This is a genomic window from Micromonospora sp. NPDC047521 (genome assembly GCF_055587305.1).
Genome location: NZ_JBVJGN010000004.1, coordinates 13,060 through 38,185, shown reverse-complemented (window position 1 = coordinate 38,185; position 25,126 = coordinate 13,060). Strand labels below are relative to the sequence as shown.

Below are 25,126 nucleotides of genomic sequence, written 5' to 3'. Positions count from 1 at the left end.
CATGTTCACCGGCATTGTCGAGGAAATGGGTGAGGTCGTCCGGGTGACGGCCACGGCGGGCGATTCGGCGCTTGTCGCCGTACGCGGCCCGCTTGTCACCTCCGACGCCCGCCACGGCGACTCCATCGCCGTCAACGGCGTCTGCCTGACCGTGGTGGACGTCGCCGACGGCGTCTTCACGGCCGACGTGATGGGCGAGACGCTGCGCCGCTCCGCGCTTGGCGCGCTGCGCGCCGGCGACCCGGTCAACCTGGAGCGGGCCGCCGCCCTGGGCAGCCGGCTCGGCGGGCACCTCGTGCAGGGCCACGTGGACGGCGTCGGGGAGGTGCTCTCCCGGGAGCCGGCCGAGCAGTGGGAGACGGTCCGGTTCCGGCTGCCCGCCGCCCTGGCCCGGTACGTGGTGGAGAAGGGCTCCATCACCATCGACGGCGTCTCGCTCACCGTCGCCGAGGTGGGCGCGGACGAGTTCGCCGTCGGGCTGATCCCCACCACCCTCACGCTGACCACGCTCGGCGCGAAGGGCGTCGGCGACCCGGTCAACCTGGAGGTCGACGTGCTGGCGAAGTACGTGGAGCGGCTGCTGGGCGCCCGCGTGGCCGAGACCGGCGGGGTGGCCTGATGGGCACCCTCGGTTGGCTGCTCGACGCCCAGGTGCAGATCGCCGGGTCGCCGGTGCTGGTCCGGGAGATCGTCGGCAACGCGTTCGGGCTGGTCTCGGCGCTGCTCGGGCTGCGCCGGCTGGTCTGGGCGTGGCCGGTCGGCATGATCGGCAACGCGCTGCTGCTCACCGTCTTCCTGGGCGGGGTGTTCGCCACCCCGCAGGCGCACGACCTGTACGGGCAGGCCGGTAGGCAGGTGTTCTTCTTCGCGGTCAGCGTCTACGGCTGGTGGCGCTGGCGGCGCAACAGTCGCACCGACGACGAACACGCCGCGGTGCTGCCGCGCTGGGCCACCTGGCGGGAGCGACTGGCGATGCTGCTGGCCGCCGCCGTCGGCACCGCCGCCGCCTACCCGGTGCTCGCCGCGCTGGGCTCCTGGGGCCCGCTGCCGGACGCCTGGATCCTCACCGGCAGCCTGCTTGCCACCTACGGCATGGCCCGCGGCTGGGTGGAGTTCTGGCTGATCTGGATCGCCGTGGACGCGGTGGGTGTGCCACTGCTGCTGCGCGGCGGGTTCTATCCGTCGGCAGTCATGTACCTGATCTACGGCGCGCTCTGCGCCTGGGGATTCGCCGCCTGGTGGCGCACCTCGCGCGTCACCCGGCCGGCCAAGCCCCGTACGCCCATCTACACGGAGGCCGTCGCATGAGCGAACGAACCATCCATGACGCCACCGAGCGCAGCGGAGCGGCGGCATGAGCGCCTTCGGGAGTATCGAGCAGGCGATCGCCGAGATCGCGGCCGGACGGCCGGTCGTCGTCGTCGACGACGCCGACCGCGAGAACGAGGGCGACCTGATCTTCGCGGCCGGGCTGGCCACGCCGGAACTGATGGCGTTCATGGTGCGCCACACCTCCGGATACGTCTGCGTGGCGTTGACCGAGAGCGAAGCCGACCGGCTCGACCTGCCGCCGATGCACCACACCAACCAGGACCGGCGCGGCACCGCGTACACGGTGACCGTGGACGCCCGGGAGGGCGTCAGCACCGGCATCTCGGCGGCCGACCGCGCGCACACCAGCCGGCTGCTCGCCGACGCCGCTACCGACCCGACCGACCTGGCCCGCCCCGGGCACGTGGTGCCGCTGCGCGCCCGCGAGGGCGGCGTCCTGCGCCGCCCCGGGCACACCGAGGCCGCCGTCGACCTGACCCGGCTCGCCGGGCTGCGCCCCGCCGGCGTGCTGTGTGAGCTGGTCAACGACGACGGCACCATGATGCGGCTGCCGGACCTGGAGAAGTTCTCCGCCGAGCACGGCCTCACCCTGATCACCATCGCCGACCTGATCGCCTACCGGCGGCGCACCGAGAAGCAGGTCGAGCTGGTCGCCGACGCCCGGATGCCCACCCGGCACGGGGTGTTCCGTGCCCTGGGTTACCGCGCCGAGCACGACCCGGCCGAGCACGTCGCGATGGTCCTGGGCGACCTCGGCGACGGCCAGGACGTCCTGGTCCGGGTGCACTCCGAATGCCTGACCGGCGACGTGTTCGGCTCGCTGCGCTGCGACTGCGGCCCCCAGTTGGACGCCGCGCTGGCCAGCGTCGCCCGCGAGGGCCGGGGCGTGGTGCTCTACGTCAGGGGACACGAGGGGCGCGGCATCGGGCTGCTGCACAAGCTCCAGGCGTACCAGTTGCAGGACCAGGGCCGCGACACAGTGGACGCCAACCTCGACCTGGGTCTGCCGGCCGATGCCCGCGACTACGGCACCGGCGCGCAGATCCTCTACGACCTGGGTGTGCGCTCGATGCGGCTGTTGACCAACAACCCGGCCAAGCGGGCCGGGCTGGAGGGCTACGGGTTGACCATCACCGGCCGGGAGGGACTGCCGGCCGGCGCGCACCCGGAGAACCTGCGCTACCTGCGTACCAAGCGGGACCGGATGGGTCACCTGCTGGAGTTGGGTGAGGCGACCGAGGCCCCGATGGGGCGTCCGGTCGCCAACGACGAGATCGGAGCATGACGATGGCGGGTTTCGGTGAGCCGGGGGTCGACGCGGTGGACGCCGCGGGGCTGACCGTCGGTGTGGTCGCCGCCCGGTGGCACGGCGAGCTGACCGACCACATGCTCGAGCGCGCGGTAGCCGCCGCCGAGGCGTGCGGGGCGCGTTCGGTGGTCGCCCGGGTCGCCGGCTCGGTCGAGCTGCCCGTGGTCGCCCAGGCCCTCGCGCGCCGCTGCGACGTCGTGGTCGCGCTCGGCGTGGTGGTCCGGGGCGCCACCGCCCACTTCGACTACGTCTGCCGTTCGGTCACCGACGGGCTGACCCGGGTGGCGTTGGACGAGGGCAAGCCGGTCGCCCACGGGGTGCTCACAGTGGAGACCATCGAGCAGGCCCGGGACCGGGCCGGGCTGCCCGGCTCGGCCGAGGACAAGGGCTGGTCGGCCACCGTCGCCGCGCTCGACGCCGCGCTCGCCGTCCGGACCGTGGCCGCCGGCAACGCCCAGCGGGTCGGCTTCGGCGGCTGACCCGCCTGCCCGCTGGCGTCTGTCTCGGCTGGCGTTTCGTGTCGGGGTGGCGTTTCGTGTCGGGGTGGCCCTCAGAGCCGGCCGGCCTCGATGATCCGGCGTAGGAACTGCCGCGTCCGGGGCTGCGTCGGCTCACCGAGCACCTGCTCGGGTGGGCCGCTCTCGACGACCCGTCCCGCGTCGAGGAAGCAGACCTCGTCGGCGACCTCCCTGGCGAAACCCATCTCGTGGGTGGCCAGCACCATCGTCATCCCGTCGGCCTTGAGGTCCCGGATCATCGCCAGCACCTCACCGACGAGTTCCGGGTCCAGCGCCGAGGTCACCTCGTCCAGCAGCATCAGTCGCGGCGAGTTGGCCAGCGCCCGCACGATCGCCACCCGCTGCTGCTGCCCGCCCGAGAGCCGGTCCGGGTACGCGTCCGCCCTCGCGCCCAGCCCCACCCGGTCGAGGAGTTCGCGGGCCTGCGCCTCGGCCTCCGCGCGGGCCCTCCGGTGCACCCGACGCGGGGCAAGGGTGATGTTCTCCAGCACGCTCAGATGCGGAAACAGGTTGTACGCCTGGAACACCATGCCGATCCGCCTGCGTACCCGGTCGGCGTCCACCCGGGGGTCGGAGATGTCCTCGCCGTCCAGCTCGATGGTGCCGTCGTCGAGGTCGTCGAGGAGGTTCACGCAGCGCAGCAGTGTGGACTTGCCCGACCCGGACGCGCCGATCAGCGCGACCACCTGATGCTCGGCGACCGTCAGGTCGAGCCCGTCGAGCACGACGGTGCCGGCGTACTCCTTGCGCAGTCCCCGGCAGCGCAGCAGCGCCATCACGAGCCTCCCGACTGTCGACGGGCCGCGCGCAGCGTCACCCAGTCGGTGACCGCGATCAGCGGGATCGCGAGCAGCACGAAGAGCACCCCCGCCACGACGTACGGCGTGTAGTTGAACGTCTGGGCGGTGGCGATCTGGGCGGCGCGGACGGCGTCGATCGGCCCGGCGAGCGAGACCAGACCGACGTCCTTCTGCAACGCCACCACGTCGTTGAGCAGCGGCGGCGCCACCCGGCGGACCGCCTGCGGCAGGACCACGTGCCGCATCGTCTGCCGGTACGTCAGGCCCAGCGACCGGGCCGCGGCGAGCTGGCTGGGGTGCACCGACTCGATGCCGGCCCGGAACACCTCGGCGAGGTAGCCGCCGTAGGTGAGCACCAGCGCGAGCCCGCCCAGCACCAGCACCGGTGGCATGCCCTGCAGACGCAGCCCCGGCACGCCGAGGGTGAGCAGGTACAGCACGATGATCAACGGCAGGCCGCGGAAGGTGTACGTGTAGCCGGCGGCCAGCGCCCGGACCGGAAAGAAGATCGGCCCGCGCAGCGTACGCAGCACGGCGATCACCAGCCCGAGCAGCAGTGCGCCGGCCGCGCAACACACCAGCAGCCGTACGTTGAGCCAGAGCCCGGCCAGCACCGCGGGCAGCGCGTCCCGGGCGATCTCCGGGTCCAGAAAGGACCGCCGCACCCGATCCCAGCCCGGCGCCCCGGTCACCGCGACGACCAGCAGCGTGCCGAGCGCCGCCGTCGAGGACGCCGCCACCAGCACGCTGAAGACCGTCTGCCGCCGCCGGTACGCGGCCCGCCGCTGCTGGGCCTCGGAGGGGATGTGATCCAGCAGGGTCACCTGAGCTCGGCCGCCCCCGCCACCTGCGCGAGCCACTTCTGCTCCAGCTGGGTGAGCGTGCCCGCCTCGCTGAGCTGCCCGATCGCGCCGCTCACGCAGGACGTCAGCGGGGAGTTCCGGTCCAGCAGCAGCCCGAACGCCTCCGGCACACCCACCCGCGGCACCTGCCCGACGATAGTCGCGTCGGTGATCTCCGCACCGGTGATGTAGAACGCGGTCGGCAGGTCCACCACGAGACCGTCGAGCTGCCCGTTCTGCAGGGCCTTCTTGGCGTCGTCGTTGCTGTTGTAGACCTGCGGCTTCGCGCTCGGCTTGATCACGTCGGTGATCGCCTGGTAGCTGGTGGTCCCCACCTGGGCGCCGAGCCGGGCGTCGCGCAGGTCGGCCAACGACGTCCTACCGGCGATCTTCGACGACTTCAGCGCGATGACGCTCTGGCGCACCAGGTAGTACGGCGCGGAGAAGTCCACCGCCTGCTTGCGCTCCTCGGTGATGGAGAACTGGTTGATGTCGAAGTCGAAGGTCTTCGGCCCGGGCGCGATCGCGGAGTCGAACTTGACGCGGGTCCACGTCACGTCGGCGCGGGAGTAGCCCAGCTTCTCGGCCACCGCGTACGCGACGGCAGACTCGAAGCCCTCGCCGTTGTCCGGCTTGTCCTGTCGGAACCACGGCTCGTAGGCGGGCTGGTCGGTGGCGATGGTGAGCTTGCCCGGCGTACGCGTGGGCAGGCTCTCCTTCGCGCAGGACGGCGCCGCCGTGACATTCGGGGTCGGTGTCTCCTGCTGGGGCGCGCACCCGGCGGTGGCGGCGGCGACGGCACCGGCGAGGGTGAGCGCGACGAGACGAGAGCTGCTGGCCATGGCGGACAGCGTAGAGCTCAACGGGCGTCGATCGAAGATTTTCCCACCATGTTGATAGGGAATTGCCCGCCTGCTGGATGCCGGCGGACCCGGGGGAGGGGCGTCACCCGGGCGGCTGGAAGAATCGCTCCCCGTGAAGACGTTCGAGGAGTTGTTCGCCGAGTTGCAGGCCAAGGCCGCAGCGGGCACCCCCGGCTCGGGCACCGTCGCCGCCCTGGAGAAAGGCGTGCATTTCATCGGCAAGAAGGTCGTCGAGGAGGCGGCCGAGTCGTGGATGGCCGCCGAGCACGAGGGGCCGCAGCGCACCGCCGAGGAGATCTCCCAGCTGCTCTACCAGGTCCAGGTCCTGATGCTGGCCAGCGGTCTGGAGCTCAAGGACGTCTACCGACATCTGTGAGTGCCCCCAACCGTTGATCGCCATCCGGATCGAAGGAGCACTCCGTCATGCTGCGTGTCGCCATCCCCAACAAGGGCACCCTGGCCGAACCGGCCGCCCAGATGCTGCGCGAGGCGGGCTACCGCCAGCGCACCGACCCCAAGGACCTCGTCTGCCGTGACGAGGCCAACGACGTGGAATTCTTCTACCTGCGTCCCAAGGACATCGCCACCTACGTCGGCTCCGGTGACCTCGACCTCGGCATCACCGGCCGGGACCTGCTGATCGACTCGGCAGCGCCCGCCGAGGAGGTCGTCGACCTCGCGTTCGGCCGGGCCACCTTCCGCTTCGCCGCCCGCCCCGACGACATCGCCTCCGTACAGGACCTGGGCGGCCACCGGATCGCCACCGCGTACCCGGGGCTCGTCGAGCGGCACCTCGCCGACCTGGGTCTCAAGGCCGAGGTGATCCGCCTCGACGGTGCGGTGGAGAACGCCGTACGCCTCGGCGTCGCCGACGTGGTCGCCGACGTCGTGGAGACCGGCGCCACCCTGCGCCAGGCCGGCCTCGTGGTCTTCGGGGAGCCGCTGCTGCGCTCCTCGGCCGTGCTGGTCCGCCGGGCCGGCGCGCCCGCGCACCAGCAGGCCGAGCAGTTGCTGCGCCGCCTGCACGGCGTGCTGGTGGCCCGCCGCTACGTGATGCTCGCCTACGACGTGCCGGCCGGCCTCCTGGACCGGGCCAGCGGCCTCACCCCGGGCATCGAGTCGCCCACCGTGTCGCCCCTGCACCGCGAGGGTTGGGTGGCCGTGCAGGCGATGGTGCTCCGCGACGACGTGCACCGGATCATGGACGAGCTGTACGACCTGGGCGCCCGCGCCATCCTGGTCACCAACATCCACGCCTGCCGCCTCTGACCGGCCTGTCTGATCGACTCCGGCTCGGCGGTGTGGGTGTCCCCGTCTGTGGACTCCCACCTCGCCGACCCGGGGCTGATCTCGACCGCCGATCTCGCCCTGCCCTCGAAGATCGCGCTGGAACCTGGAAGTAGTGGCTTCCGGCGGCACGGATGCCACTGGATCCAGGATCGAGCACGATCGTGCGGTGCGACACCCCGACACGGCGCGGTGCCACGCTGAGTGGTGGCTCGGCGGGTGGTGCGGTCGGTGCGCGGGTGCGGATGGCAGACTGGTGGGGTGAGTGAAACCGAGCTGGTCCGCCTGAAGCCCCGCCGCATCCGGGTGGTCTGCTGGTCGGCGGCGGTCGCGCTGGTGGTGGTGTTCGCTCTCGTCGCCACCTCGCTGAGCGGGCCGACCGGCGACGGCTACGGCAGTTTCCAGCGCGGCGACCAGATCGCCATGATCGGCCTGGGCGTCTTCGGCGCGTTGGGCTTCCTGTTGTTCACCCGCCCGCGGGTGGAGGCCGACGCGCGGGGCATCCGGGTGCGCAACGTCGTCAGCTCGTACGAGCTGCCCTGGGAGGTCGTCCGGGGGGTCCGCTTCGACCGGGGCGCGCCGTGGGCCAGCCTGGAGCTGCACGACGACGACCTGCTGCCGATGGTCGCCCTGCAGGCCGCCGACAAGGAGCTGGCCGTCGACGGCGTCCGTGCCCTGCGCCGGCTGCACGAGGCGCACCTGGCCCGCCTCGCCGAACGCGCCGCCGGTCGCTGACCCGCGCCCGGGGGTGTCCGGTTTGGGGGCGGCCCGGGCCGGGGTGTAGTGTTGTGAGGTCGACCAGGCTGTCTCCGCGTGCGAGCAGACAGCCACGAAAGCGGAGCGCCTGCTCCCACCCGAGTCGCCGCCACGGTGGCCGGGTCCGGTCCCCGGTTCCGGGTGCGTCCCGGTTCCGGATGCGCGATCCTGTGATCGTGCTGACCGGTCGAGCGGGCCCTGGCATGCGCCGGGGCCTTCTGCTTTCCAGGATGACCCCCACCCGGGGGCCGCGAGGGTCGGCAACTGAGCAGAAACGACTCGAGGAGGCCCCATCAGCGTCGAACCACGCGTGAACGATCAGATCCGGGCACGTGAGGTCCGACTGGTCGGCCCCGAGGGTGAGCAGGTGGGCATCGTCCCGCTGGAGCGCGCCCTTCAGCTGGCCGCGGACGTCGATCTGGACTTGGTCGAGGTTGCGCCGATGGCGCGCCCGCCGGTGTGCAAGCTCATGGACTTCGGCAAGTTCAAGTACGAGAGCGCACTCAAGGCGCGCGAAGCGCGGCGTAACCAGCAGCAGACCGTCATCAAGGAAATGAAGCTTCGGCCGAAGATCGACCCGCACGACTACGAGACCAAGAAGGGTCACGTGGTGCGGTTCCTCAAGGCGGGCGACAAGGTCAAGGTGACGATCATGTTCCGTGGTCGCGAGCAGAGTCGCCCGGAGCTGGGTTACCGGCTCCTGCGTCGGCTCGAGTCTGAGATCACGGACCTGGGATACGTCGAGGCCGCTCCGAAGCAGGACGGTCGAAACATGATCATGGTTCTCGCTCCGCATCGGGCCGTCAAGGCCTCCGCGGTCGCCGCTACGGCGTCCCGCGGTGCACCTCGGGACCGGGGCGCGGACGAGTCCGCGCCGGCCACCGATGAGACCGCGGCGGGCGGCGAGACCGCAGCAGCCGTTGACGGTGGCACCGCCACCGACACCAGCGGCGAGTAACAGGGGAGAGACGTTCCACATGCCGAAGATGAAGAGCCACACGGGTATGGGTAAGCGGGTCCGGGTCACCGGCAAGGGCAAGATCGTTGCCCAGCAGGCTGGCCTGCGCCACAACCTGGAGAAGAAGCCCTCCACCCAGACCCGCCGGCTGACCGGCACGGTCGTGCTGGCCAAGGCCGACGTCAAGCGCATCAAGAAGCTGCTCGGCCGCTGACGCGCGCCACCTTTACGTAAGAAGGAGTTGAGATGGCACGCGTCAAGCGGGCTGTGAACGCCCAGAAGAAGCGTCGTACCCTGCTGGAGACCGCGAGCGGTTACCGCGGTCAGCGCTCCCGGCTGTATCGCAAGGCCAAGGAGCAGGTGCTGCACTCGATGCAGTACGCCTACCGGGACCGTCGCGACCGCAAGGGCGACTTCCGGCAGCTGTGGATCCAGCGGATCAACGCGGGCGCCCGTGCGAACGGGATGACCTACAACCGCCTGATCCAGGGCCTGCGTCTGGCCGGCATCGAGGTCGACCGCAAGATCCTGGCCGACATGGCTGTCAACGACGCCGCCTCGTTCGCGGCGATCGTCGAGCTGGCCCGGGCCGCGGTCACGGCCGAGGGCACCGGCGGCGCGGCGGCTCAGGCCGCCTGATCCCCACGCACCAGAGCGAGGCGTCTCCCGTGTCGGCACCACCGTCCGGGGGGCGCCTCGATCGTGCCGGAGGAGCGCACACCATGGCCTTCACCCCGCGTACCCCGAGGGTTGTCGCCGCCCGTCGCCTGCAACGCCGCCGGGACCGCGACGCCACCGGCCGGTTCCTGGCCGAAGGCCCGCAGGCGGTCCGCGAGGCCCTGGCGCGGCCGGGGGTGGTCACCGAGCTTTTCGGTACGCCCACCGCGCTGGACCGGCACCCGGAGCTGGCCGCCACGGCGGCCCGCGCCGACGTGCCCGTCTCCGAGGTGACCGACGACGCCCTCGCCGCGCTGGCCGAGACCGTCGCCCCGCAGGGGCTGGTCGCGGTCTGCCGGCACCTCGACGTGTCGTTGGAGCAGGCCCTCGCCGGTGCTCCCCGGCTGGTGGCGGTGCTCGCGGAGATCCGCGACCCGGGCAACGCCGGCACGGTGCTGCGCACCGCCGACGCGGCCGGTGCGGGGGCGGTGGTCTTCGCCGGCGACGCCGTCGACCCGTACAACGGCAAGTGTGTGCGGGCGTCCGCCGGCAGCCTCTTCCACGTCGACGTGGTCCGCGCGCCCGACCCGGTCGAGGTGGTCGACGCGCTGCGCGCCGCCGGGCTGTCGATCTTCGCGACCACGGGGTACGGCGACAGCGACCTGGACGACCTGACCGACTACGGACGGCTCGTCGGGCCCACCGCCTGGCTGTTCGGCTCGGAGGCGCACGGCCTGCCCGAGGCGTTGACAGCCGCCGCTGACGCCCGCGTGCGGGTGCCGCTGTACGGGCGCGCCGAGAGCCTCAACCTGGCTGCCGCAGCCGCCGTCTGCCTGTACGCTTCAGCGAGAGCACAGCGCTGATGGTGTCCACACCCGGCGCGACTGACAGCAGGGGAGAGCGTCCGTCCATGAACGCGCCACGGCGTTCGTTTAGCCAGCCCGCCGGTGTCGGCGGGCGGCGGGCCTGACCTGCTCCCTGCGCAACTCCTACCGGCGGGCTGCGGCACAGCCGCGCGTCCGTAGACTCGCCTAGCCGCCCCGGTGAGGGCTGGCGCCGCCGTGAGGGAGTGCCCGTACGCCATGAGCTACCGCAACGATCCGTACGACCCGAAGCAGGTTGCCCTGCTCGACCCCGCCGCCCTGGCCGAAGCCGTCGCGGACGCCACGAAGGCGTTCGAGGCCGCCGCCGACCCGGACGCGCTTACCGCGCTGCGCCCGGTGCACCTGGGTGACCGGTCACCTGTCTCCCTCGCGCGCCGGGAGATCGGCGCGTTGCCGCCTGCCGCGAAGTCCGACGCCGGTAAGCGGGTCAACGAGGCCCGCCGGGCGATCGAGTCCGCGTACGCCGAGCGCGCCGAGGTGGTGGAGCGCGAGCAGGCCGAGCGGGTGCTCGTCGAGGAGCGGGTGGACGTCACCCTGCCGTACGACAGGCGTCCGCGTGGCGCCCGGCACCCGCTGAGCGTCCTGATGGAGTCGATAAGCGACCTGTTCGTCGGGATGGGCTACGAGGTGGCCGAGGGGCCCGAGGTCGACCTGGAGTGGGTCAACTTCGACGCGTTGAACATCCCCGCCGACCACCCGGCGCGCGGGTTGATGGACACGTTCCACATCGCATCCCCTGATGGCTCTGCGGGCTCGGGCCTTGTTCTACGAACGCACACGTCGACGGTGCAGACCCGCACCATGCTCAGCCGCAAGCCGCCGATCTACGTGATCGTGCCCGGCCGCGTCTACCGCACCGACGAGATCGACGCCACGCACAGCCCGGTGTTCCACCAGGCCGAGGGCCTCGTCGTGGACAAGGGCATCACGATGGCGCACCTGCGGGGCACGCTCGACCACTTCGCCCGGGCGATGTTCGGCCCGGAGGCGAAGACCCGGTGGCGGCCGCACTACTTCCCGTTCACCGAGCCGTCGGCGGAGTTCGACGTGTGGTTCCCGGAGCACCGCGACGGCCCGCAGTGGGTCGAGTGGGGTGGCTGCGGCATGGTCAACCCGCGCGTGCTGCGTGCCTGCGGCGTCGACCCGGAGGTCTACTCCGGATTCGCCTTCGGCATGGGCATCGACCGGACCCTGATGGTCCGGCACGGGGTCAGCGACATCCGCCATCTCTTCGAGGGCGACGTGCGGTTCAGCCGGGCGCTCGGGACCGGGGCGTAGGCGATGCGGGTACGAGACACGGGAACGGTGGTCTGAAGTCATGCGAGTTTCTGTCAGTTGGCTGCGGGAGTACGTCGACCTCCCCGCCGACCTGCCCACCGGTGATCTGGAGCAGGCCCTTGTCGACCTCGGCATCGAGGTCGAGTCCGTGGTGGACCTGGCCGCGTCGGTCACCGGTCAGCTCGTCGTCGGCGAGGTGCGCGAGATCGAGGAGCTGACCGGCTTCAAGAAGCCGATCCGGTTCTGCCGGGTGGACGTGGGCGCCGCCAACGGCACAGGCGAGCCCCAGGAGATCGTCTGTGGGGCGCGCAACTTCGCCGTCGGTGACCGCGTGGTGGTGATCCTGCCCGGCGGTGTGCTGCCCGGCGGGTTCGCCATCGGCGCCCGCAAGACGTACGGGCACAACTCGGCGGGCATGATCTGCTCGGCGAAGGAGCTGGGCCTGGGCGACGACCACTCCGGCATCATCGTGCTGCCGCCGGACACCACCGCCAAGCCGGGCGACGACGCCCGTCCGGTCGTGGGCCTCGACGACGTCGTGCTCGAGCTGGAGATCACCCCGGACCGGGGGTACGCGCTGAGCCTGCGCGGCCTGGCCCGGGAGCTGTCGCACGCGTTCGACGTGCCGTTGCGCGACCCGGCCCTGGCACCCGCCCCGGGTGGCACGCCGACGCCGGCGTACCCGGTGGAGGTCCGCGACACGGTCGGCTGCGACAGATACGCCGCCCGCCTGGTCCGCGGCGTCGACCCGAACGCGCCCACACCGTCCTGGATGGCCAAACGGCTCGTCACCGCCGGCATCCGCAGCATCTCGCTGCCGGTCGACATCACCAACTACGTGATGCTGGAGCTGGGTCAGCCCATGCACGCGTTCGACGCCGACCGGATCGTCGGGCCGCTTGTGGTCCGCCGCGCCGAGGCGGGGGAGAAGCTGACCACCCTGGACGGCGTCAACCGGGTGCTCACCGCCGACGACATGGTCATCTGCGACGACACCGGGCCGATCTCCCTCGCCGCGGTGATGGGCGGCGAGACGAGCGAGGTCGTCGACGGCACCACCAACGTGCTCTTCGAGGCGGCGCACTGGGACCCGGCGATGGTCGGCCGGACCGCCCGCCGGCACAAGCTGTTCAGCGAGGCCGCGAAGCGCTGGGAGCGGGGTGTCGACCCGGCCGTGCCGCTTGTCGCGCTGGAGCGGGCCGTCGGGCTGCTCACCGAGCACGGTGGCGGCACCCCGAGCGCCGAGATCCTGGACATCGACCACGTCCGTCCGCGTACCCCGATCACCCTGCCGGCGGACCTGCCCACCCGGCGGGTCGGCGTCGAGTACCCGCCGGCGCGGGTCGTCGCCCTGCTGGAACGGGTCGGCTGCACCGTCGCGCAGGGCACGGACCGGTTGTCCGAGGACCCGGGCGCCGTCGGCGTGGCAAGCGGCGCGGGGACGGCGCTCAGCGTCACCCCGCCGACCTGGCGACCCGACCTGACCGACCCGGCCGACCTGGTCGAGGAGGTCGTGCGCCTCGACGGGTACGACAAGGTGCCGTCGGTGCTGCCGACCGCACCCCCCGGTCGCGGCCTGACCCCCCGGCAGCGTCGCCGCCGGGCGGTCGCCGGGTCGCTTGCCGAGCGGGGGTACGTGGAGGTCCTCGCGCACCCGTTCGTGTCGCCGGAACTCGCCGACCAGCTCGGCCTGCCGGCCGACGACAGCCGCCGGCCCGCGGTGCGCCTGGCCAATCCGCTGTCCGAGGAGGAGCCGCTGCTGCGCACCACGCTGCTCGGCCCGCTGCTCGGCATCCTCAAGCGCAACCTCGGGCGGGGTCACCGCGACCTGGCCCTCTACGAGATCGGCGCGGTCTTCCACCCGCGCCTCGGCGCCGGCAGCCCGCCCGCGATGGGCGTGGACCGGCGGCCCACCGACGAGGAGTTCGCCGCGGCCGACGCGGTGGTGCCGGCGCAGCCGGTGCACGTAGCGGTGGTCCTCGCCGGGGACATCGACCCGGCCGGCTGGTGGGGCGCCGGTCGACCGGCCGGCTGGGCGGACGCCATCGAGGCGGCCCGTGACGTGCTGGCCGCCTCCGGGATCCCGGACGAGCGGGTCGAGGTGCGCGCGGCCGAGTACGCGCCGTGGCACCCCGGCCGCTGCGCCGAGCTGCGGGTCGACGACGCGGTCGTCGGGCACGCCGGTGAGCTGCACCCGGCCGTGGTGGCGGCGCTGGAGCTGCCCCGCCGTACCTGCGCCATGGAGCTGGATCTCGACGCGCTGCCGCCGACCCCGGTGACGCCCGCGCCGACGGTCTCCGGCTTCCCGCCGGCCCTGATCGACGTCGCGCTGGTGGTGGACGACTCGGTGCCTGCCGAGCAGGTCCGCCGGGCGCTGGAGGCGGGCGCCGGCGAGCTGCTGGAGGACGTGCGGCTGTTCGACGTGTACTCGGGCGCGCAGCTCGGCGAGGGCCGCCGGTCACTGGCGTACAAGCTGACCTTCCGGGCGCCGGACCGGACGCTGACCGTCGAGGAGGCCGTAGCGGCCCGGGACGCGGCGGTGGCGGTAGCGGCCGAGCGCGTCGGAGCGACCCTGCGCGGCGCCTGAGCGCCCCGCCCCGCTCCTCCCCGCGATCTTGCGTTTTGTGTTGCCAATACGCACCTTTCGGGGGCTTTTTGGAGCAACCGGAAACGCAAGATCGCGGGGCGGGACGGGCGGAGCGACCTCGGATTACATCTCCATGCAGTGGTCTGTATTAAGTTGCATCTTGCCTGTCTCCGCTGTTAACCTCCTTTGCATAGTCATGCGGAGGTGGGTATGGGGATCCGAGTCGCGGTCGCCGGTGCGAGCGGTTACGCCGGGGGTGAGCTGCTGCGCCTGATCGCCGGGCACCCGGAGTTCGACCTGGTCGCTGCCACCGCACACAGCCAGGCCGGGCACCGCGTCGATGTGGTGCACCCGCAGCTCACCGGGCTCGACCTGGTGCTCGCCGAGACCGACCCGGCGACCCTGGCCGACGCCGATCTGGTCTTCCTGGCCCTGCCGCACGGCGAGTCCGCGGCCCTCGCGGCCCGCCTGCCCTCCGAGGTGCGCGTCGTCGATCTGGGCGCGGACCACCGGCTCGCCGATCCGTACGCCTGGGCTCAGTACTACGGGGGCACGCACGCCGGGCAGTGGACCTACGGCCTGCCCGAGCTGCCCGGCCAGCGGGAGTTGATCGCCGGCTCCACCCGGGTGGCGAACACGGGCTGCTACGCGGCGGCGATCACGCTGGCGCTCGCCCCGCTCATCGCGGACGGCGCGGCCAGCCCCGCCGACGTGGTGGTGGTCGCCGCCTCCGGCACCTCCGGCGCCGGACGGGCCACCAAGCCGCACCTGCTGGCCAGCGAGGTGATGGGCGACCTGTCGCCGTACCGGGTCGGTACCCACCAGCACGTACCGGAGATCAAGCAGGCTTCCGGCGCGACCGGGCTGTCGTTCACGCCGGTCCTGGCGCCGATGCCGCGCGGCATCCTCGCCACGGTGACCGCGGTGCCGGCACGCGGCGTCGACCCGCAGGAGGTGCTGGCGCGGGCGTACGCCGACGCGCCGTTCGTGCACGTGTTGCCGGAGGGGCGCTGGCCGCACACGGCCGCCACGCTGGGTTCCAACTCGTGTCACCTCCAGGCGACAGTCGACGTCGACTCGGGTCGGCTGATCGTGCTGAGCGCGCTGGACAACCTGGGCAAGGGCGCGGCCGGCCAGGCCGTGCAGAACGCCAACCTCATGCTCGGCCTGCCGGAGGCGACGGGCCTGTCGATCTGGGGAGTCGCACCATGAGCGTCACCACCCCTCGGGGGTTCCGGGCGGCCGGGGTGGCCGCCGGGTTGAAGGCAAGCGGTGGCGCGGACGTCGCGCTGGTGGTCAACGACGGCCCGGACGCCGGTGTCGCAGGTGTCTTCACCACGAACCGGGTCAAGGCCGCGCCGGTGCTCTGGAGCCAGCAGGTCGTCCAGGGTGGCGTCGTCCGCGCGGTGGTGCTCAACTCCGGCGGTGCCAACGCCTGCACCGGCCCGGGCGGCTTCCAGGACACGCACGCCACCGCCGAGCACACCGCCGCGGCGCTGACCTCGGTCAGCCCGCGGCTGATCCTCGGCGCCGGTGAGGTGGCGGTCTGCTCCACCGGCCTGATCGGTGAGCGGCTTCCGATGCCGAAGTTGCTGCCGGGGGTCCGCTCGGCTATCCGGGGGCTGTCCCGGGACGGCGGTCAGGCCGCCGCCGAGGCCATCATGACCACCGACACCCGACCGAAGACCACTGTGGCCAGGGGTAGCGGCTGGACGGTCGGCGGGATGGCCAAGGGCGCCGGGATGCTCGCGCCGGGGATGGCCACCATGCTCTGTGTGCTGACCACCGACGCGGTGGCCGGGCCGGACGTGCTGGACGAGGCGCTGCGCGCCGCCACCCGGATCACCTTCGACCGGGTCGACTCGGACGGCTGCATGTCCACGAACGACACGGTGCTGCTGCTGTCCAGTGGCGCGAGCGGCATCGAGCCGACGGCTGCCGAGCTGGCCGCCGCGGTCACCGCGGCCTGTCACGACCTGGCCCAGCAGCTCATCGCCGACGCGGAGGGCGCCACGAAGCAGGTCGCCATCGACGTGGTGGGCGCGGCGAGCGAGGACGACGCGGTCGAGGTGGGTCGGTCGGTGGCCCGCAGCAACCTGGTCAAGACCGCGCTGTTCGGCAATGATCCGAACTGGGGTCGGATCCTCGCCTCGGTCGGCACCACGGCCGCCGCCTTCGAGCCGGACGAGGTGGACGTGGCGGTCAACGGCGTGTGGCTGTGCCGGGGCGGTGCCGCCGCCGAGGACCGGTCGAAGGCCGACCTCACCGGGCGGGACGTGACCATCCGCATCGACCTGCACGCCGGCACGTCCGCCGCGACGATCTGGACCAACGACCTGTCCCACGCGTACGTGCACGAGAACTCGGCGTACTCAACGTGAGCGCGAGGAACGCAGCGCAGCGGAGTCCCGCAGTCGCGAACGGAAGGCTGGCACGGTGAGCCTCAGCGGTGACCTCACCCGGGCCCAGGCCAAGGCGGAGACGCTCATCGAGGCGCTGCCCTGGCTGGCGCGTTTCTCCGGGTCCACAGTGGTGGTGAAGTACGGCGGCAACGCCATGACGGACCCGGAGTTGCAGCGGGCGTTCGCCGCCGACATGGTCTTCCTGCGCTACGCGGGCCTGAAGCCGGTCGTGGTGCACGGCGGCGGCCCGCAGATCTCGGCGATGCTGGGCCGGCTCGGGATCGCCAGCGAGTTCCGTGGCGGCCTGCGGGTGACCACCGCCGAGGCGATGGACGTGGTCCGGATGGTGCTGGTCGGGCAGGTCGGCCGGGAGCTGGTCGGGCTGATCAACTCGCACGGTCCGTTCGCCGTCGGCCTCTCCGGCGAGGACGCCCGGCTGTTCACCGCGGTGCGCCGCCCGGCGTACGTGGACGGGCAACCAGTGGACGTCGGCCAGGTCGGCGACGTCGAGTCGGTGGACGTGTCGGCGGTGACCGACCTGATCGACGCCGGTCGGATCCCGGTGATCTCGACTGTCGCGCCGGACGTCGACGGGGTGCTGCACAACCTCAACGCGGACACGGCCGCCGCCGCTCTGGCGATCGCGTTGCGGGCGCGCAAACTCGTGGTGCTCACCGACGTGGCCGGTCTGTACGCCGACTGGCCGGACACCACAAGCCTGGTCTCCGAGATCACCACGGACGACCTGGCGAAGCTGCTGCCCAGCCTCGAGTCGGGGATGGTTCCCAAGATGGAGGCCTGCCTGCGGGCGGTGCGCGGGGGAGTGCCCGCCGCGCACGTCGTCGATGGTCGGGTGGCGCACTCCACGTTGCTTGAGGTGTTCACCTCGGAAGGGTTCGGAACGATGGTGATCGGATCATGAGCGCCCTGGCGCAACGGTGGGGTCAGTCCATGATGGACAACTACGGTACGCCGCCGCTGGCCCTGGTGTCCGGTTCCGGCGCGGTGGTGGTCGACGACGCCGGCCGGGAATACCTGGATCTCGTGGGCGGCATCGCGGTGAACTCGCTGGGCCACGCCCACCCGGCAGTGGTGGCCGCGGTGTCGAAGCAGGTCGCCACCCTCGGGCATGTCTCCAACCTCTACATCGCCGAACCTCCGGTCGCCCTGGCCGAGCTGCTGCTGGCCCTCGCCGGCCGGCCCGGCCGCGTCTTCTTCGCCAACTCCGGCGCGGAGGCGAACGAGGCGGCGTTCAAGCTCTCCCGGCGTACCGGGCGCAGCCACGTGGTCGCCACAGTTGGCGGGTTCCACGGCCGCACCATGGGCGCCCTCGCGCTGACCGGCCAGCCGGCCAAGGCCGACCCGTTCCGGCCGCTGCCCGGCGAGGTGACCCATGTCGGGTACGGCGACGTCGCCGCGCTGCAGGCGGCGGTCACCGACGCGACCGCCATGGTGATCCTGGAGCCGATCCAGGGCGAGAACGGTGTGGTCGTCCCGCCGGCGGGTTACCTCGCGGCGGCACGGGAGATCACCGCCCGGCACGGCGCGCTGCTGGTGCTCGACGAGGTGCAGACCGGCATCGGCCGGACCGGGCACTGGTTCGCGCACCAGGCCGAGGGCGTGGAGCCGGACGTGGTCACGCTGGCCAAGGGCCTGGGCGGTGGGTTGCCCATCGGCGCCACGCTCGCCTTCGGCCGGGCCGCGGACCTGCTCACCCCGGGCTCGCACGGCACCACCTTCGGCGGCAACCCGGTCAGCTGCGCGGCGGCGCTCGCCGTGGTGGCGACCATCGCCAACGAGGGGCTGCTCGACCACGTCAAGCGCGTCGGCGAGCGGCTGCGCCGGGGCATCGAGGCGCTGGGCCATCCGCTGATCGACGGCGTACGCGGCGCCGGGCTGCTGCTCGGCGTGACGCTCACCGCGCCGGTGGCGACGGTCCTGGCCGAGGCGCTGCGCGAGGCCGGTTTCCTGGTCAACCCGGTGCAGCCGGGTGTGCTCCGGCTCGCCCCGCCGTTGATCCTCACCGTCGACCAGGCGGACGCCTTCCTCGCCGCGCTCCCCGCGGCGCTCGACGTGACGGCACCGGCCGCCGCCGGCACGAGCGGCCACCCGGCCCCGGCGGCCTCCGGCACGGCACCCGAACCCTCCACCCAGCCCACCACGACGGGGACGATCGCATGATCCGGCACTTCCTGCGCGACGACGACCTCTCGCCCGACGAGCAGTCGACGGTGCTCGACCTGGCGGCGCGAATGAAGGCCGACAGGTTCGGTCACCAGCCGCTGGCCGGCCCCCGCTCGGTGGCGGTGCTGTTCGACAAGCAGAGCCTGCGGACCCGGATCTCGTTCGACGCCGGCATCGCCGAGCTGGGCGGTCACCCGCTGGTCGTGGACACCCAGGTCACCCACTTCGGCCGGGGCGAGACCCTCGCGGACGCCGGACGGGTGCTGTCCCGTTATGTGGCGGCGATCGTGCTGCGCACCCACGGCGACGACCGGATCGCCGAGGTGGCGCAGGGCGCCAGCGTGCCTGTGGTCAACGCGCTCACCGATGGTTTCCACCCCTGCCAACTGCTCGCCGACCTGCTCACCATCCGGGAGCGGTGCGGCGGCACGGCCGGGCGCACCCTCACCTACGTGGGCGACGGCGCGAACAACATGGCGCAGTCGTACCTGCTGGCCGGGGCGACGGCCGGGATGCACGTCCGCGTCGCCGGGCCGGACGGGTTCGCGCCGGACGAGGCGGTGGTCGACGCCGCGGCCCGGATCGCCGCCGGCACCGGCGGGTCGGTACGGGTCCTCACCGACCCGGCCCAGGCGGTCCGCGACGCCGACGTGCTGGCCACCGACACGTGGACGTCGATGGGGCAGGAGGCCGACGGTCTGGACCGGGTCACCCCGTTCCTGCCGTACCAGGTCAACAAGGAGCTGCTCGGCCAGGCCGCGCCGGACGCGATAGTGCTGCACTGCCTGCCCGCGCACCGGGGCGAGGAGATCACCGACGAGGTGCTCGACGGGCCGCAGAGCGCGGTCTTCGACCAGGCGGAGAACCGGCTGCACGCCCAGAAGGCGCTGCTGACGTTCCTGCTCGCCGCCACCGGGACGACGCGATGACCGCCCCGTTGACCCGCGCCGCGCGGCACGCCCGGATCGTGGAGCTGATCCGGGACCGGGCCGTGCGTTCGCAGACCGAGCTGGCCGACCTGCTCGCCGCCGACGGCGTCGGTGTCACCCAGGCCACCCTCTCGCGGGACCTGGAGGAGCTGGGCGCGGTCAAGGTGCGCGGTGGCGACGGCCCGGCCGTCTACCTGATCCCCGAGGACGGCCACCGGCCCCTGCGCGACGCCGAGGCCGCACCGGCCCGGCTGGTGCGGCTGTTGCGCGAACTGCTCAACGGCGTCGACTCCAGCGGCAACATCGCGGTGCTGCGGACCCCGCCGGGCGCAGCCCAGTACCTGGCCAGCGCGTTGGACCGAGCGGGACTGCCTGAGGTCGTCGGCACCATCGCCGGCGACGACACCATTCTCGTGGTGGCCCGCGAGTCCGTCGGCGGGGCCGCGCTCGGCGACAAGCTCGCCGGCTGGGCCCGCCGGGAAGACACAGTCGAAGGGAACACCACACCATGACCGACCGGGTCGTCCTGGCGTACTCCGGAGGGTTGGACACCTCCGTCGCCATTCCCTACCTGGCCGAGCAGACGGGCGCCGAGGTGATCGCGGTGGCCGTCGACGTCGGCCAGGGCGGCGAGGACCTCGACGCCATCCGCCAGCGCGCCCTGGACTGCGGCGCCGCCGAGTCCGAGGTCATCGACGCGCGCGACGAGTTCGCTGCCGACTACTGCCTGCCGGCGATCCGGGCCAACGCCCTCTACATGGACCGCTACCCCCTCGTCTCGGCGCTGTCCCGGCCGCTGATCGTCAAGCACCTGGTGGCGGCGGCGCGCAAGCACGGCGGCACGATCGTGTCGCACGGCTGCACCGGCAAGGGCAACGACCAGGTCCGGTTCGAGGTGGGCCTGAACGCCCTCGCCCCCGACCTGAGGATCATCGCGCCGGCCCGGGACTTCGCCTGGACGCGGGACAAGGCGATCGCCTTCGCCGAGGAGAAGGGCCTCCCGATCGACGTGTCGGCGAAGTCCCCGTACTCGATCGACCAGAACCTGTGGGGTCGCGCGGTGGAGACGGGCTTCCTGGAGGACATCTGGAACGCCCCCGTCGAGGACCTCTACTCGTACACGGCCGACCCGTCCGAGCCCCGCGACGCCGACGAGATCGTGATCACCTTCGACGGTGGCGTGCCGGTGGCGATCGACGGTGAGACGGTCACCCCGTACCAGGCGATCCTGGAGCTGAACAGGCGCGCCGGCGCGCAGGGCGTCGGCCGGCTCGACATGGTGGAGGACCGCCTCGTCGGCATCAAGAGCCGCGAGGTGTACGAGGCGCCCGGCGCGATCGCGCTGATCACCGCCCATCAGGAGCTGGAGGCGGTGACGGTGGAGCGGGACCTGGCCCGGTTCAAGAAGAGCGTGGACCAGCGCTGGGGCGAGCTGGTGTACGACGGCCTGTGGTTCTCGCCGCTGAAGGACTCGCTCGACGCGTTCATCGACGACGCGCAGCGGCACGTCAGCGGTGAGGTACGGATGGTCCTGCACGGCGGACGCGCCACGGTCACCGGCCGGCGCTCCGAGGCGAGCCTGTACGACTTCGGCATGGCCACCTACGACACCGGCGACACCTTCGACCAGTCCCTGGCGAAGGGCTTCGTGCAACTGTGGGGGCTGCCGAGTCGGATGGCCGCCGCACGCGACGCCCGGCTGGGTGGCTGACGAGCATGGGGACAACAATGGGCGGCGTGGACGACAAGAGCCTCACCGAGAACAGCGCCGGCACGAACCGGACGAGCCTGTGGGGTGGCCGGTTCGCCGGCGGCCCCGCCGAGGCGCTCGCCCGACTGTCGGTGAGCGTGCAGTTCGACTGGCGCCTGGCCCCGTACGACATCGCCGGTTCCCGGGCGCACGCCCGGGTCCTCGCCGGCGCCGGCCTGCTCGACCCCGAGGAACTGGGCCGGATCCTGGCGGCCCTGGACGACCTGGAGGCCGCCTGCGCGTCCGGGGCCTTCCGCCCCACCATCGACGACGAGGATGTGCACACCGCGCTGGAGCGGGGGCTGCTGGAGCGCCTCGGCAGCCTCGGCGGCAAGCTGCGCGCCGGCCGGTCCCGCAACGACCAGGTCGCCACGGACCTGCGGCTCTACCTGCGTGATCACGCCCGGGGCGTGGCCAGCCGTCTGGTCGAGCTGGCCGAGGCGCTGGTCGAGCAGGCCGAGCGGCACGTCGACACCGCCGCGCCCGGCATGACGCACCTGCAGCATGCCCAGCCGGTCACGTTCGGGCACTGGCTGCTGGCCCACGTGCAGCCGTTGCTGCGGGACCTGGAACGGCTGCGCGACTGGGACCACCGGGCGGCGATCAGCCCGCTCGGCGCGGGTGCGCTTGCCGGTTCCGGTCTTCCCCTGGACCCGGTGGCAGTGGCCAAGGAGCTGGGTTTCCGCACGTCGTTCGCCAACTCGATGGACGCGGTGGCGGACCGGGACTTCGTCGCCGAGTTCCTCTTCACCACAGCCCTGATCGGCGTGCACCTGTCCCGCCTCGGCGAGGAGGTGGTGCTCTGGACCTCGCACGAGTTCGGTTGGGTGGAGCTGGACGACGCGTTCGCCACCGGCTCGTCGATCATGCCGCAGAAGAAGAACGCGGACATCGCCGAGCTGGCCAGGGGCAAGTCCGGCCGGCTCGTCGGCGGCCTGATGACGGTGCTGACCATGCTCAAGGGTCTGCCGATGACGTACGACCGGGACATGCAGGAGGACAAGGAGCCCGCCTTCGACGCGGTCGACACCCTGGAACTGCTGCTGCCGGCCCTCGCGGGCATGATCTCCACGATGACGGTCCGGGTGGACCGCCTCGTCGCCGCCGCGCCTGTGGGCTTCTCCCTCGCCACCGAGGTCGCCGACTGGCTGGTCCGGCGCAACGTGCCGTTCCGCGACGCGCACGAGATCACCGGCCGGCTGGTGGCGTTGTGCGCGGCCCGGGAGTGTGAGCTGGAGGACGTCTCCGACGAGGATCTGGCCGCGGTCAGTGAGCACCTCGACCCGTCGGTGCGGGACGTGCTGTCGGTGCGTTCGGCCCTCGCGGCCCGGACGACGCCCGGCTCGACCGGCCCCGGCCCGGTCGCCGACCAGCTCGCCGCCGCCGCGGACCGCCTGGTCGGCTGGCGGGAGTGGGCCACCGAGCGGGTCGTACCCCGCTGATCTCGCCGTGGCGCCGGCGCGTGTCGCCGGCGCCACGGTCGGTTCAGGCCGTCGGACGCTCCCGCTTGGGGAGCTTGGCCACCACCATGTCGTACGACGCGTCGACCGCCTCGGTCAGCTCGTCGGCGTCGATGCCACCGTCGAGGCTCAGCGTGTTCCATCCCGACCGGCCGATGTAGGCCATCGGGCGGGCGTCGCCGGGGTGACGGTGCAGCCACTCGTCGGCGATCTCGCGGGTCGCGCCGCACTTGATGCCGACCGTGGGCTTCCCGTCGCCGTTGCCGAGGAACGCGAAGATCCGCCCGCCGACCTTCACCACCTCGTCGTTCTCCCATGGCCGGTCCAGCCATGCTCCCGGTTTGGCCAGGCAGTACGCCAGCATCTCCGCGCGATCCATCGGCCCTCCTCGTCGTGCGCACAGTCTGCCCGTCCGGGCGTCCACAGGCACGCGGCGTGCCGGCTGGCCCGGGGCGTCCCGGTCAGCCCGCCTGCTCGGACGAGCGTGCGGCCACCCGCTCGTAGCGCTGGCGGGCCGCCTGCGCGCTGCCCAGGCCCAGCCCGTACGCGATGGCCTGCCAGGTCAGCCCTCGATCGCGGGCCAGCGTCAACAGCCCCGCCTCCAGGGCGTCCAACTCGGCGCGGACGTACGGCAGGAGGGTCAGCGCGGCGGTCAGGTCGGCCGCGTCGACCGGTTCCTCGGTGGGTTCCGGCTCGGCGCCGCCGGCGGCGAGGGCGGTGACCAGGGCGACGGCCTCCCACGGGTCGAGCACGTAGGGGTGGGCCCAGCGCCCCCGCCGGGCTACCGAGCCGGCGTGTCGGTCGCTGATCCGTTGCAGCGCCTCATGGGTGCGGTGGGCGCGGGCCCGGGCCGGATCGGGCGCGGTGAACAGGTCCTCGGTCGTCATGTCCCGAGCACACACCATGAACGCACAGTTGTCAACAGAATGTTGAAGCCTGGCGGCGCGACGTGCCGCGCCGCCAGGCGTCATGTCAACGCGCCAGGTCGAACCGGTGCTCGTCGATGAAGGTCGTGCAGGCCGGGCCCGGGTCGCAGGAGCTGGCGCTCACCACGCCGAACGCGACGCCCCGTGCGAACGGGCGCTCGACCGGGATCACCGCGATCCGTACCTCCTGGGTGGCCGCCGCGCAGGTGACCCGGCGAACGGTGGTGCCCGCGCGCATCGTCTCGCCGACCGCCTGCGCGACCTTGATCGTGAGGTCGAACTCGGTGGCCTTCGAGCAGGTCAGGGTGACCGGAACGAACACCGCCGCGCCGTTCGCGTCGAGCTTGCCGGTGGTGCCGAGCGCGATCGCGGTAAGTGCCCCGTCGGCCTGCGCCGCGGCCCGCAGCGGGACGCTCGCGCTGGCGGACGGGGTGAAGGCCAGGGTCGCGGCAGCCGCGACGAGACCGGTGGCGAGCAGTGATCGCCGGATGCTCCGTGCCGTCATGGTGACTTCCTCTCGGTGCGGTCGTCGCCCCCTGCGACGACACGCCTCACACACCCCTGGACCCCCGCCCGGGTTCCATCGCAGGCCCGGATGACTGATGTGTGACAGAAGCCTTGTCCGGTTCGACCGAGGAGGTCGGCCGGGCTTCCGGGGCGGCGGGATGGGTACCGTCGTGCCATGGACCTCTCGCCCGGTGACCACGCCACCGACGCCGACCTGGCGGCGCTGGCGGATCTGCTCGCCGGCCCTCTGCTGCCGGCGGCGCGCGGGCTGCTGGGCTGCCTGCTGCACGCCGGCGGTGTCACCGTCCGGATCACCGAGGTCGAGGCGTACGCCGGCACGGCCGGTGACCCTGCCTCGCACGCCCACCGGGGCCGCACCCCGCGCAACGCGGTGATGTTCGGTCCCGCCGGGCACGCCTACGTCTACTTCACCTACGGGATGCACTGGTGCATGAACGTGGTGACCGGTGTCGAGGGGGAGGCCTCCGCCGTGCTGCTGCGCGCCGGCGAGGTGGTCGACGGGCTGGCCACGGCACGGGAGCGTCGGCCGGCCATCCGGCGGGACGTGGACCTGGCCCGGGGACCGGCCCGGCTCTGCGCGACGCTGGGCATCGACCGATCGGCGTACGGCGGGTATCTGCTGGGCGGCGGGCCGGTCCGGTTGCGGCCACCGGCACGGCAGGTGCCGCCGGAGGCGGTGGTCGCCGGCCCGCGGGTCGGTGTGACGGGCGCGCACGACCTGCCGTGGCGGTTCTGGCTGGACGGTGACCCGACGGTCAGCGCCTACCGGCGGCATGTGCCCCGCACCCGGCGCTGACACCCGGATGTGGTGTTCCCCGAAGTGTCGGGGGATGTGGCCATAATCACCCGGACCTGCTCACGGACGGTTCGGAGGAC

Annotated in this window: 28 protein-coding genes; 22 read left to right on the top strand and 6 right to left on the bottom strand. The window is 72.5% G+C overall.

Annotated features, from left to right (window positions below):
* The first annotated feature begins 1 nt into the window (after window position 1).
* Genes ACZ6N8_RS10910 through ribH form a run of 4 tightly spaced genes read left to right on the top strand, consistent with a single transcriptional unit; the run spans window position 2 to window position 3,120 of the window.
* Window positions 2-619 carry a riboflavin synthase gene (locus ACZ6N8_RS10910; RefSeq protein ID WP_357987634.1) on the top strand — a complete coding sequence of 206 codons (618 nt, stop codon included), beginning with the start codon at window positions 2-4 and terminating at the stop codon, window positions 617-619.
* Complete coding sequence (gene pnuC / locus ACZ6N8_RS10905) at window positions 619-1,308, top strand: nicotinamide riboside transporter PnuC (RefSeq protein ID WP_466009235.1); 690 nt, start codon at window positions 619-621, stop codon at window positions 1,306-1,308. The genes ACZ6N8_RS10910 and pnuC overlap by 1 nt, the downstream gene beginning before the upstream one ends.
* 46 nt (window positions 1,309-1,354) lie before the next feature.
* Complete coding sequence (locus ACZ6N8_RS10900) at window positions 1,355-2,617, top strand: bifunctional 3,4-dihydroxy-2-butanone-4-phosphate synthase/GTP cyclohydrolase II (protein ID WP_466009233.1); 1,263 nt, start codon at window positions 1,355-1,357, stop codon at window positions 2,615-2,617.
* 2 nt (window positions 2,618-2,619) lie between these two features.
* Window positions 2,620-3,120, top strand: a complete 501-nt coding sequence (gene ribH / locus ACZ6N8_RS10895; protein ID WP_357987713.1) for a 6,7-dimethyl-8-ribityllumazine synthase — start codon at window positions 2,620-2,622, stop codon at window positions 3,118-3,120.
* Window positions 3,121-3,191: 71 nt separating this feature from the next.
* Here the strand turns inward: ribH and ACZ6N8_RS10890 are convergent, their stop codons facing one another.
* Genes ACZ6N8_RS10890 through ACZ6N8_RS10880 form a run of 3 tightly spaced genes read right to left on the bottom strand, consistent with a single transcriptional unit; the run spans window position 3,192 to window position 5,643 of the window.
* Window positions 3,192-3,935 carry an amino acid ABC transporter ATP-binding protein gene (locus tag ACZ6N8_RS10890; RefSeq protein WP_364371020.1) on the bottom strand — a complete coding sequence of 248 codons (744 nt, stop codon included), beginning with the start codon at window positions 3,933-3,935 and terminating at the stop codon, window positions 3,192-3,194.
* Window positions 3,935-4,783: an amino acid ABC transporter permease gene (locus ACZ6N8_RS10885; protein ID WP_466009230.1), complete on the bottom strand. Its 849-nt coding sequence runs from the start codon at window positions 4,781-4,783 to the stop codon at window positions 3,935-3,937. The genes ACZ6N8_RS10890 and ACZ6N8_RS10885 overlap by 1 nt, the downstream gene beginning before the upstream one ends.
* Window positions 4,780-5,643, bottom strand: coding sequence for an ABC transporter substrate-binding protein (locus ACZ6N8_RS10880; protein WP_466009229.1), 864 nt, complete (start codon window positions 5,641-5,643; stop codon window positions 4,780-4,782). Before ACZ6N8_RS10880 ends, ACZ6N8_RS10885 begins: the two co-directional genes overlap by 4 nt.
* A 133-nt stretch (window positions 5,644-5,776) precedes the next feature.
* Between ACZ6N8_RS10880 and ACZ6N8_RS10875 the strand changes: the two genes are divergently transcribed.
* The 17 genes from ACZ6N8_RS10875 to argH all read left to right on the top strand — a co-directional run bounded on the left by ACZ6N8_RS10875 (window position 5,777) and on the right by argH (window position 22,778).
* Complete coding sequence (locus ACZ6N8_RS10875) at window positions 5,777-6,040, top strand: phosphoribosyl-ATP diphosphatase (RefSeq protein WP_007458408.1); 264 nt, start codon at window positions 5,777-5,779, stop codon at window positions 6,038-6,040.
* Window positions 6,041-6,087: 47 nt separating this feature from the next.
* The gene (hisG, locus tag ACZ6N8_RS10870) at window positions 6,088-6,933 is read left to right on the top strand and encodes an ATP phosphoribosyltransferase (RefSeq protein ID WP_364371012.1); all 846 of its coding nucleotides are present in this window, start codon (window positions 6,088-6,090) and stop codon (window positions 6,931-6,933) included.
* Window positions 6,934-7,212: 279 nt separating this feature from the next.
* The gene (locus tag ACZ6N8_RS10865; RefSeq protein WP_466009226.1) at window positions 7,213-7,686 is read left to right on the top strand and encodes a PH domain-containing protein; all 474 of its coding nucleotides are present in this window, start codon (window positions 7,213-7,215) and stop codon (window positions 7,684-7,686) included.
* A 331-nt stretch (window positions 7,687-8,017) separates the two neighbouring features.
* The gene (infC, locus tag ACZ6N8_RS10860) at window positions 8,018-8,665 is read left to right on the top strand and encodes a translation initiation factor IF-3 (RefSeq protein ID WP_364371006.1); all 648 of its coding nucleotides are present in this window, start codon (window positions 8,018-8,020) and stop codon (window positions 8,663-8,665) included.
* Between the two features lie 19 nt (window positions 8,666-8,684).
* Window positions 8,685-8,879, top strand: coding sequence for a 50S ribosomal protein L35 (gene rpmI / locus ACZ6N8_RS10855; protein WP_030488428.1), 195 nt, complete (start codon window positions 8,685-8,687; stop codon window positions 8,877-8,879).
* A 32-nt stretch (window positions 8,880-8,911) separates the two neighbouring features.
* A complete protein-coding gene (gene rplT, locus ACZ6N8_RS10850; protein ID WP_007458417.1) occupies window positions 8,912-9,304 on the top strand; it encodes a 50S ribosomal protein L20 in 393 nt (130 codons plus the stop codon).
* Window positions 9,305-9,387: 83 nt separating this feature from the next.
* Window positions 9,388-10,185, top strand: a complete 798-nt coding sequence (locus ACZ6N8_RS10845; RefSeq protein ID WP_387123517.1) for a TrmH family RNA methyltransferase — start codon at window positions 9,388-9,390, stop codon at window positions 10,183-10,185.
* A gap of 219 nt (window positions 10,186-10,404) precedes the next feature.
* On the top strand, window positions 10,405-11,484 hold the full coding sequence (pheS, locus tag ACZ6N8_RS10840; protein WP_466009224.1) for a phenylalanine--tRNA ligase subunit alpha: 1,080 nt from the start codon (window positions 10,405-10,407) through the stop codon (window positions 11,482-11,484).
* 40 nt (window positions 11,485-11,524) lie between these two features.
* Window positions 11,525-14,071, top strand: a complete 2,547-nt coding sequence (gene pheT / locus ACZ6N8_RS10835) for a phenylalanine--tRNA ligase subunit beta (RefSeq protein ID WP_466009222.1) — start codon at window positions 11,525-11,527, stop codon at window positions 14,069-14,071.
* A gap of 210 nt (window positions 14,072-14,281) precedes the next feature.
* Complete coding sequence (argC, locus tag ACZ6N8_RS10830; RefSeq protein ID WP_466009220.1) at window positions 14,282-15,283, top strand: N-acetyl-gamma-glutamyl-phosphate reductase; 1,002 nt, start codon at window positions 14,282-14,284, stop codon at window positions 15,281-15,283.
* A complete protein-coding gene (gene argJ, locus ACZ6N8_RS10825) occupies window positions 15,280-16,452 on the top strand; it encodes a bifunctional glutamate N-acetyltransferase/amino-acid acetyltransferase ArgJ (RefSeq protein WP_466009219.1) in 1,173 nt (390 codons plus the stop codon). The genes argC and argJ overlap by 4 nt, the downstream gene beginning before the upstream one ends.
* Before the next feature lie 55 nt (window positions 16,453-16,507).
* Window positions 16,508-17,395: an acetylglutamate kinase gene (gene argB, locus ACZ6N8_RS10820; RefSeq protein ID WP_357987687.1), complete on the top strand. Its 888-nt coding sequence runs from the start codon at window positions 16,508-16,510 to the stop codon at window positions 17,393-17,395.
* Window positions 17,392-18,654, top strand: coding sequence for an acetylornithine transaminase (locus tag ACZ6N8_RS10815; protein WP_466009217.1), 1,263 nt, complete (start codon window positions 17,392-17,394; stop codon window positions 18,652-18,654). The genes argB and ACZ6N8_RS10815 overlap by 4 nt, the downstream gene beginning before the upstream one ends.
* On the top strand, window positions 18,651-19,586 hold the full coding sequence (gene argF / locus ACZ6N8_RS10810) for an ornithine carbamoyltransferase (protein WP_364370980.1): 936 nt from the start codon (window positions 18,651-18,653) through the stop codon (window positions 19,584-19,586). The genes ACZ6N8_RS10815 and argF overlap by 4 nt, the downstream gene beginning before the upstream one ends.
* Window positions 19,583-20,098, top strand: a complete 516-nt coding sequence (locus ACZ6N8_RS10805) for an arginine repressor (RefSeq protein WP_364370977.1) — start codon at window positions 19,583-19,585, stop codon at window positions 20,096-20,098. Before argF ends, ACZ6N8_RS10805 begins: the two co-directional genes overlap by 4 nt.
* On the top strand, window positions 20,095-21,297 hold the full coding sequence (locus ACZ6N8_RS10800; protein WP_466009215.1) for an argininosuccinate synthase: 1,203 nt from the start codon (window positions 20,095-20,097) through the stop codon (window positions 21,295-21,297). The genes ACZ6N8_RS10805 and ACZ6N8_RS10800 overlap by 4 nt, the downstream gene beginning before the upstream one ends.
* Before the next feature lie 17 nt (window positions 21,298-21,314).
* A complete protein-coding gene (argH, locus tag ACZ6N8_RS10795; protein WP_387123541.1) occupies window positions 21,315-22,778 on the top strand; it encodes an argininosuccinate lyase in 1,464 nt (487 codons plus the stop codon).
* A gap of 43 nt (window positions 22,779-22,821) precedes the next feature.
* Here argH and ACZ6N8_RS10790 read toward each other — a convergent pair whose 3' ends face one another.
* From ACZ6N8_RS10790 to ACZ6N8_RS10780, 3 genes are all read right to left on the bottom strand, one after another.
* Window positions 22,822-23,175 (bottom strand): MmcQ/YjbR family DNA-binding protein, encoded by a 354-nt coding sequence (locus ACZ6N8_RS10790; RefSeq protein ID WP_466009213.1) that lies wholly within the window; start codon window positions 23,173-23,175, stop codon window positions 22,822-22,824.
* A gap of 82 nt (window positions 23,176-23,257) precedes the next feature.
* Window positions 23,258-23,683, bottom strand: coding sequence for a DNA-binding protein (locus ACZ6N8_RS10785; RefSeq protein WP_466009211.1), 426 nt, complete (start codon window positions 23,681-23,683; stop codon window positions 23,258-23,260).
* A gap of 85 nt (window positions 23,684-23,768) precedes the next feature.
* On the bottom strand, window positions 23,769-24,227 hold the full coding sequence (locus tag ACZ6N8_RS10780) for a hypothetical protein (RefSeq protein WP_466009209.1): 459 nt from the start codon (window positions 24,225-24,227) through the stop codon (window positions 23,769-23,771).
* Window positions 24,228-24,404: 177 nt separating this feature from the next.
* Between ACZ6N8_RS10780 and ACZ6N8_RS10775 the strand changes: the two genes are divergently transcribed.
* Window positions 24,405-25,046 (top strand): DNA-3-methyladenine glycosylase, encoded by a 642-nt coding sequence (locus tag ACZ6N8_RS10775; RefSeq protein ID WP_466009208.1) that lies wholly within the window; start codon window positions 24,405-24,407, stop codon window positions 25,044-25,046.
* Window positions 25,047-25,126 lie beyond the last annotated feature (80 nt).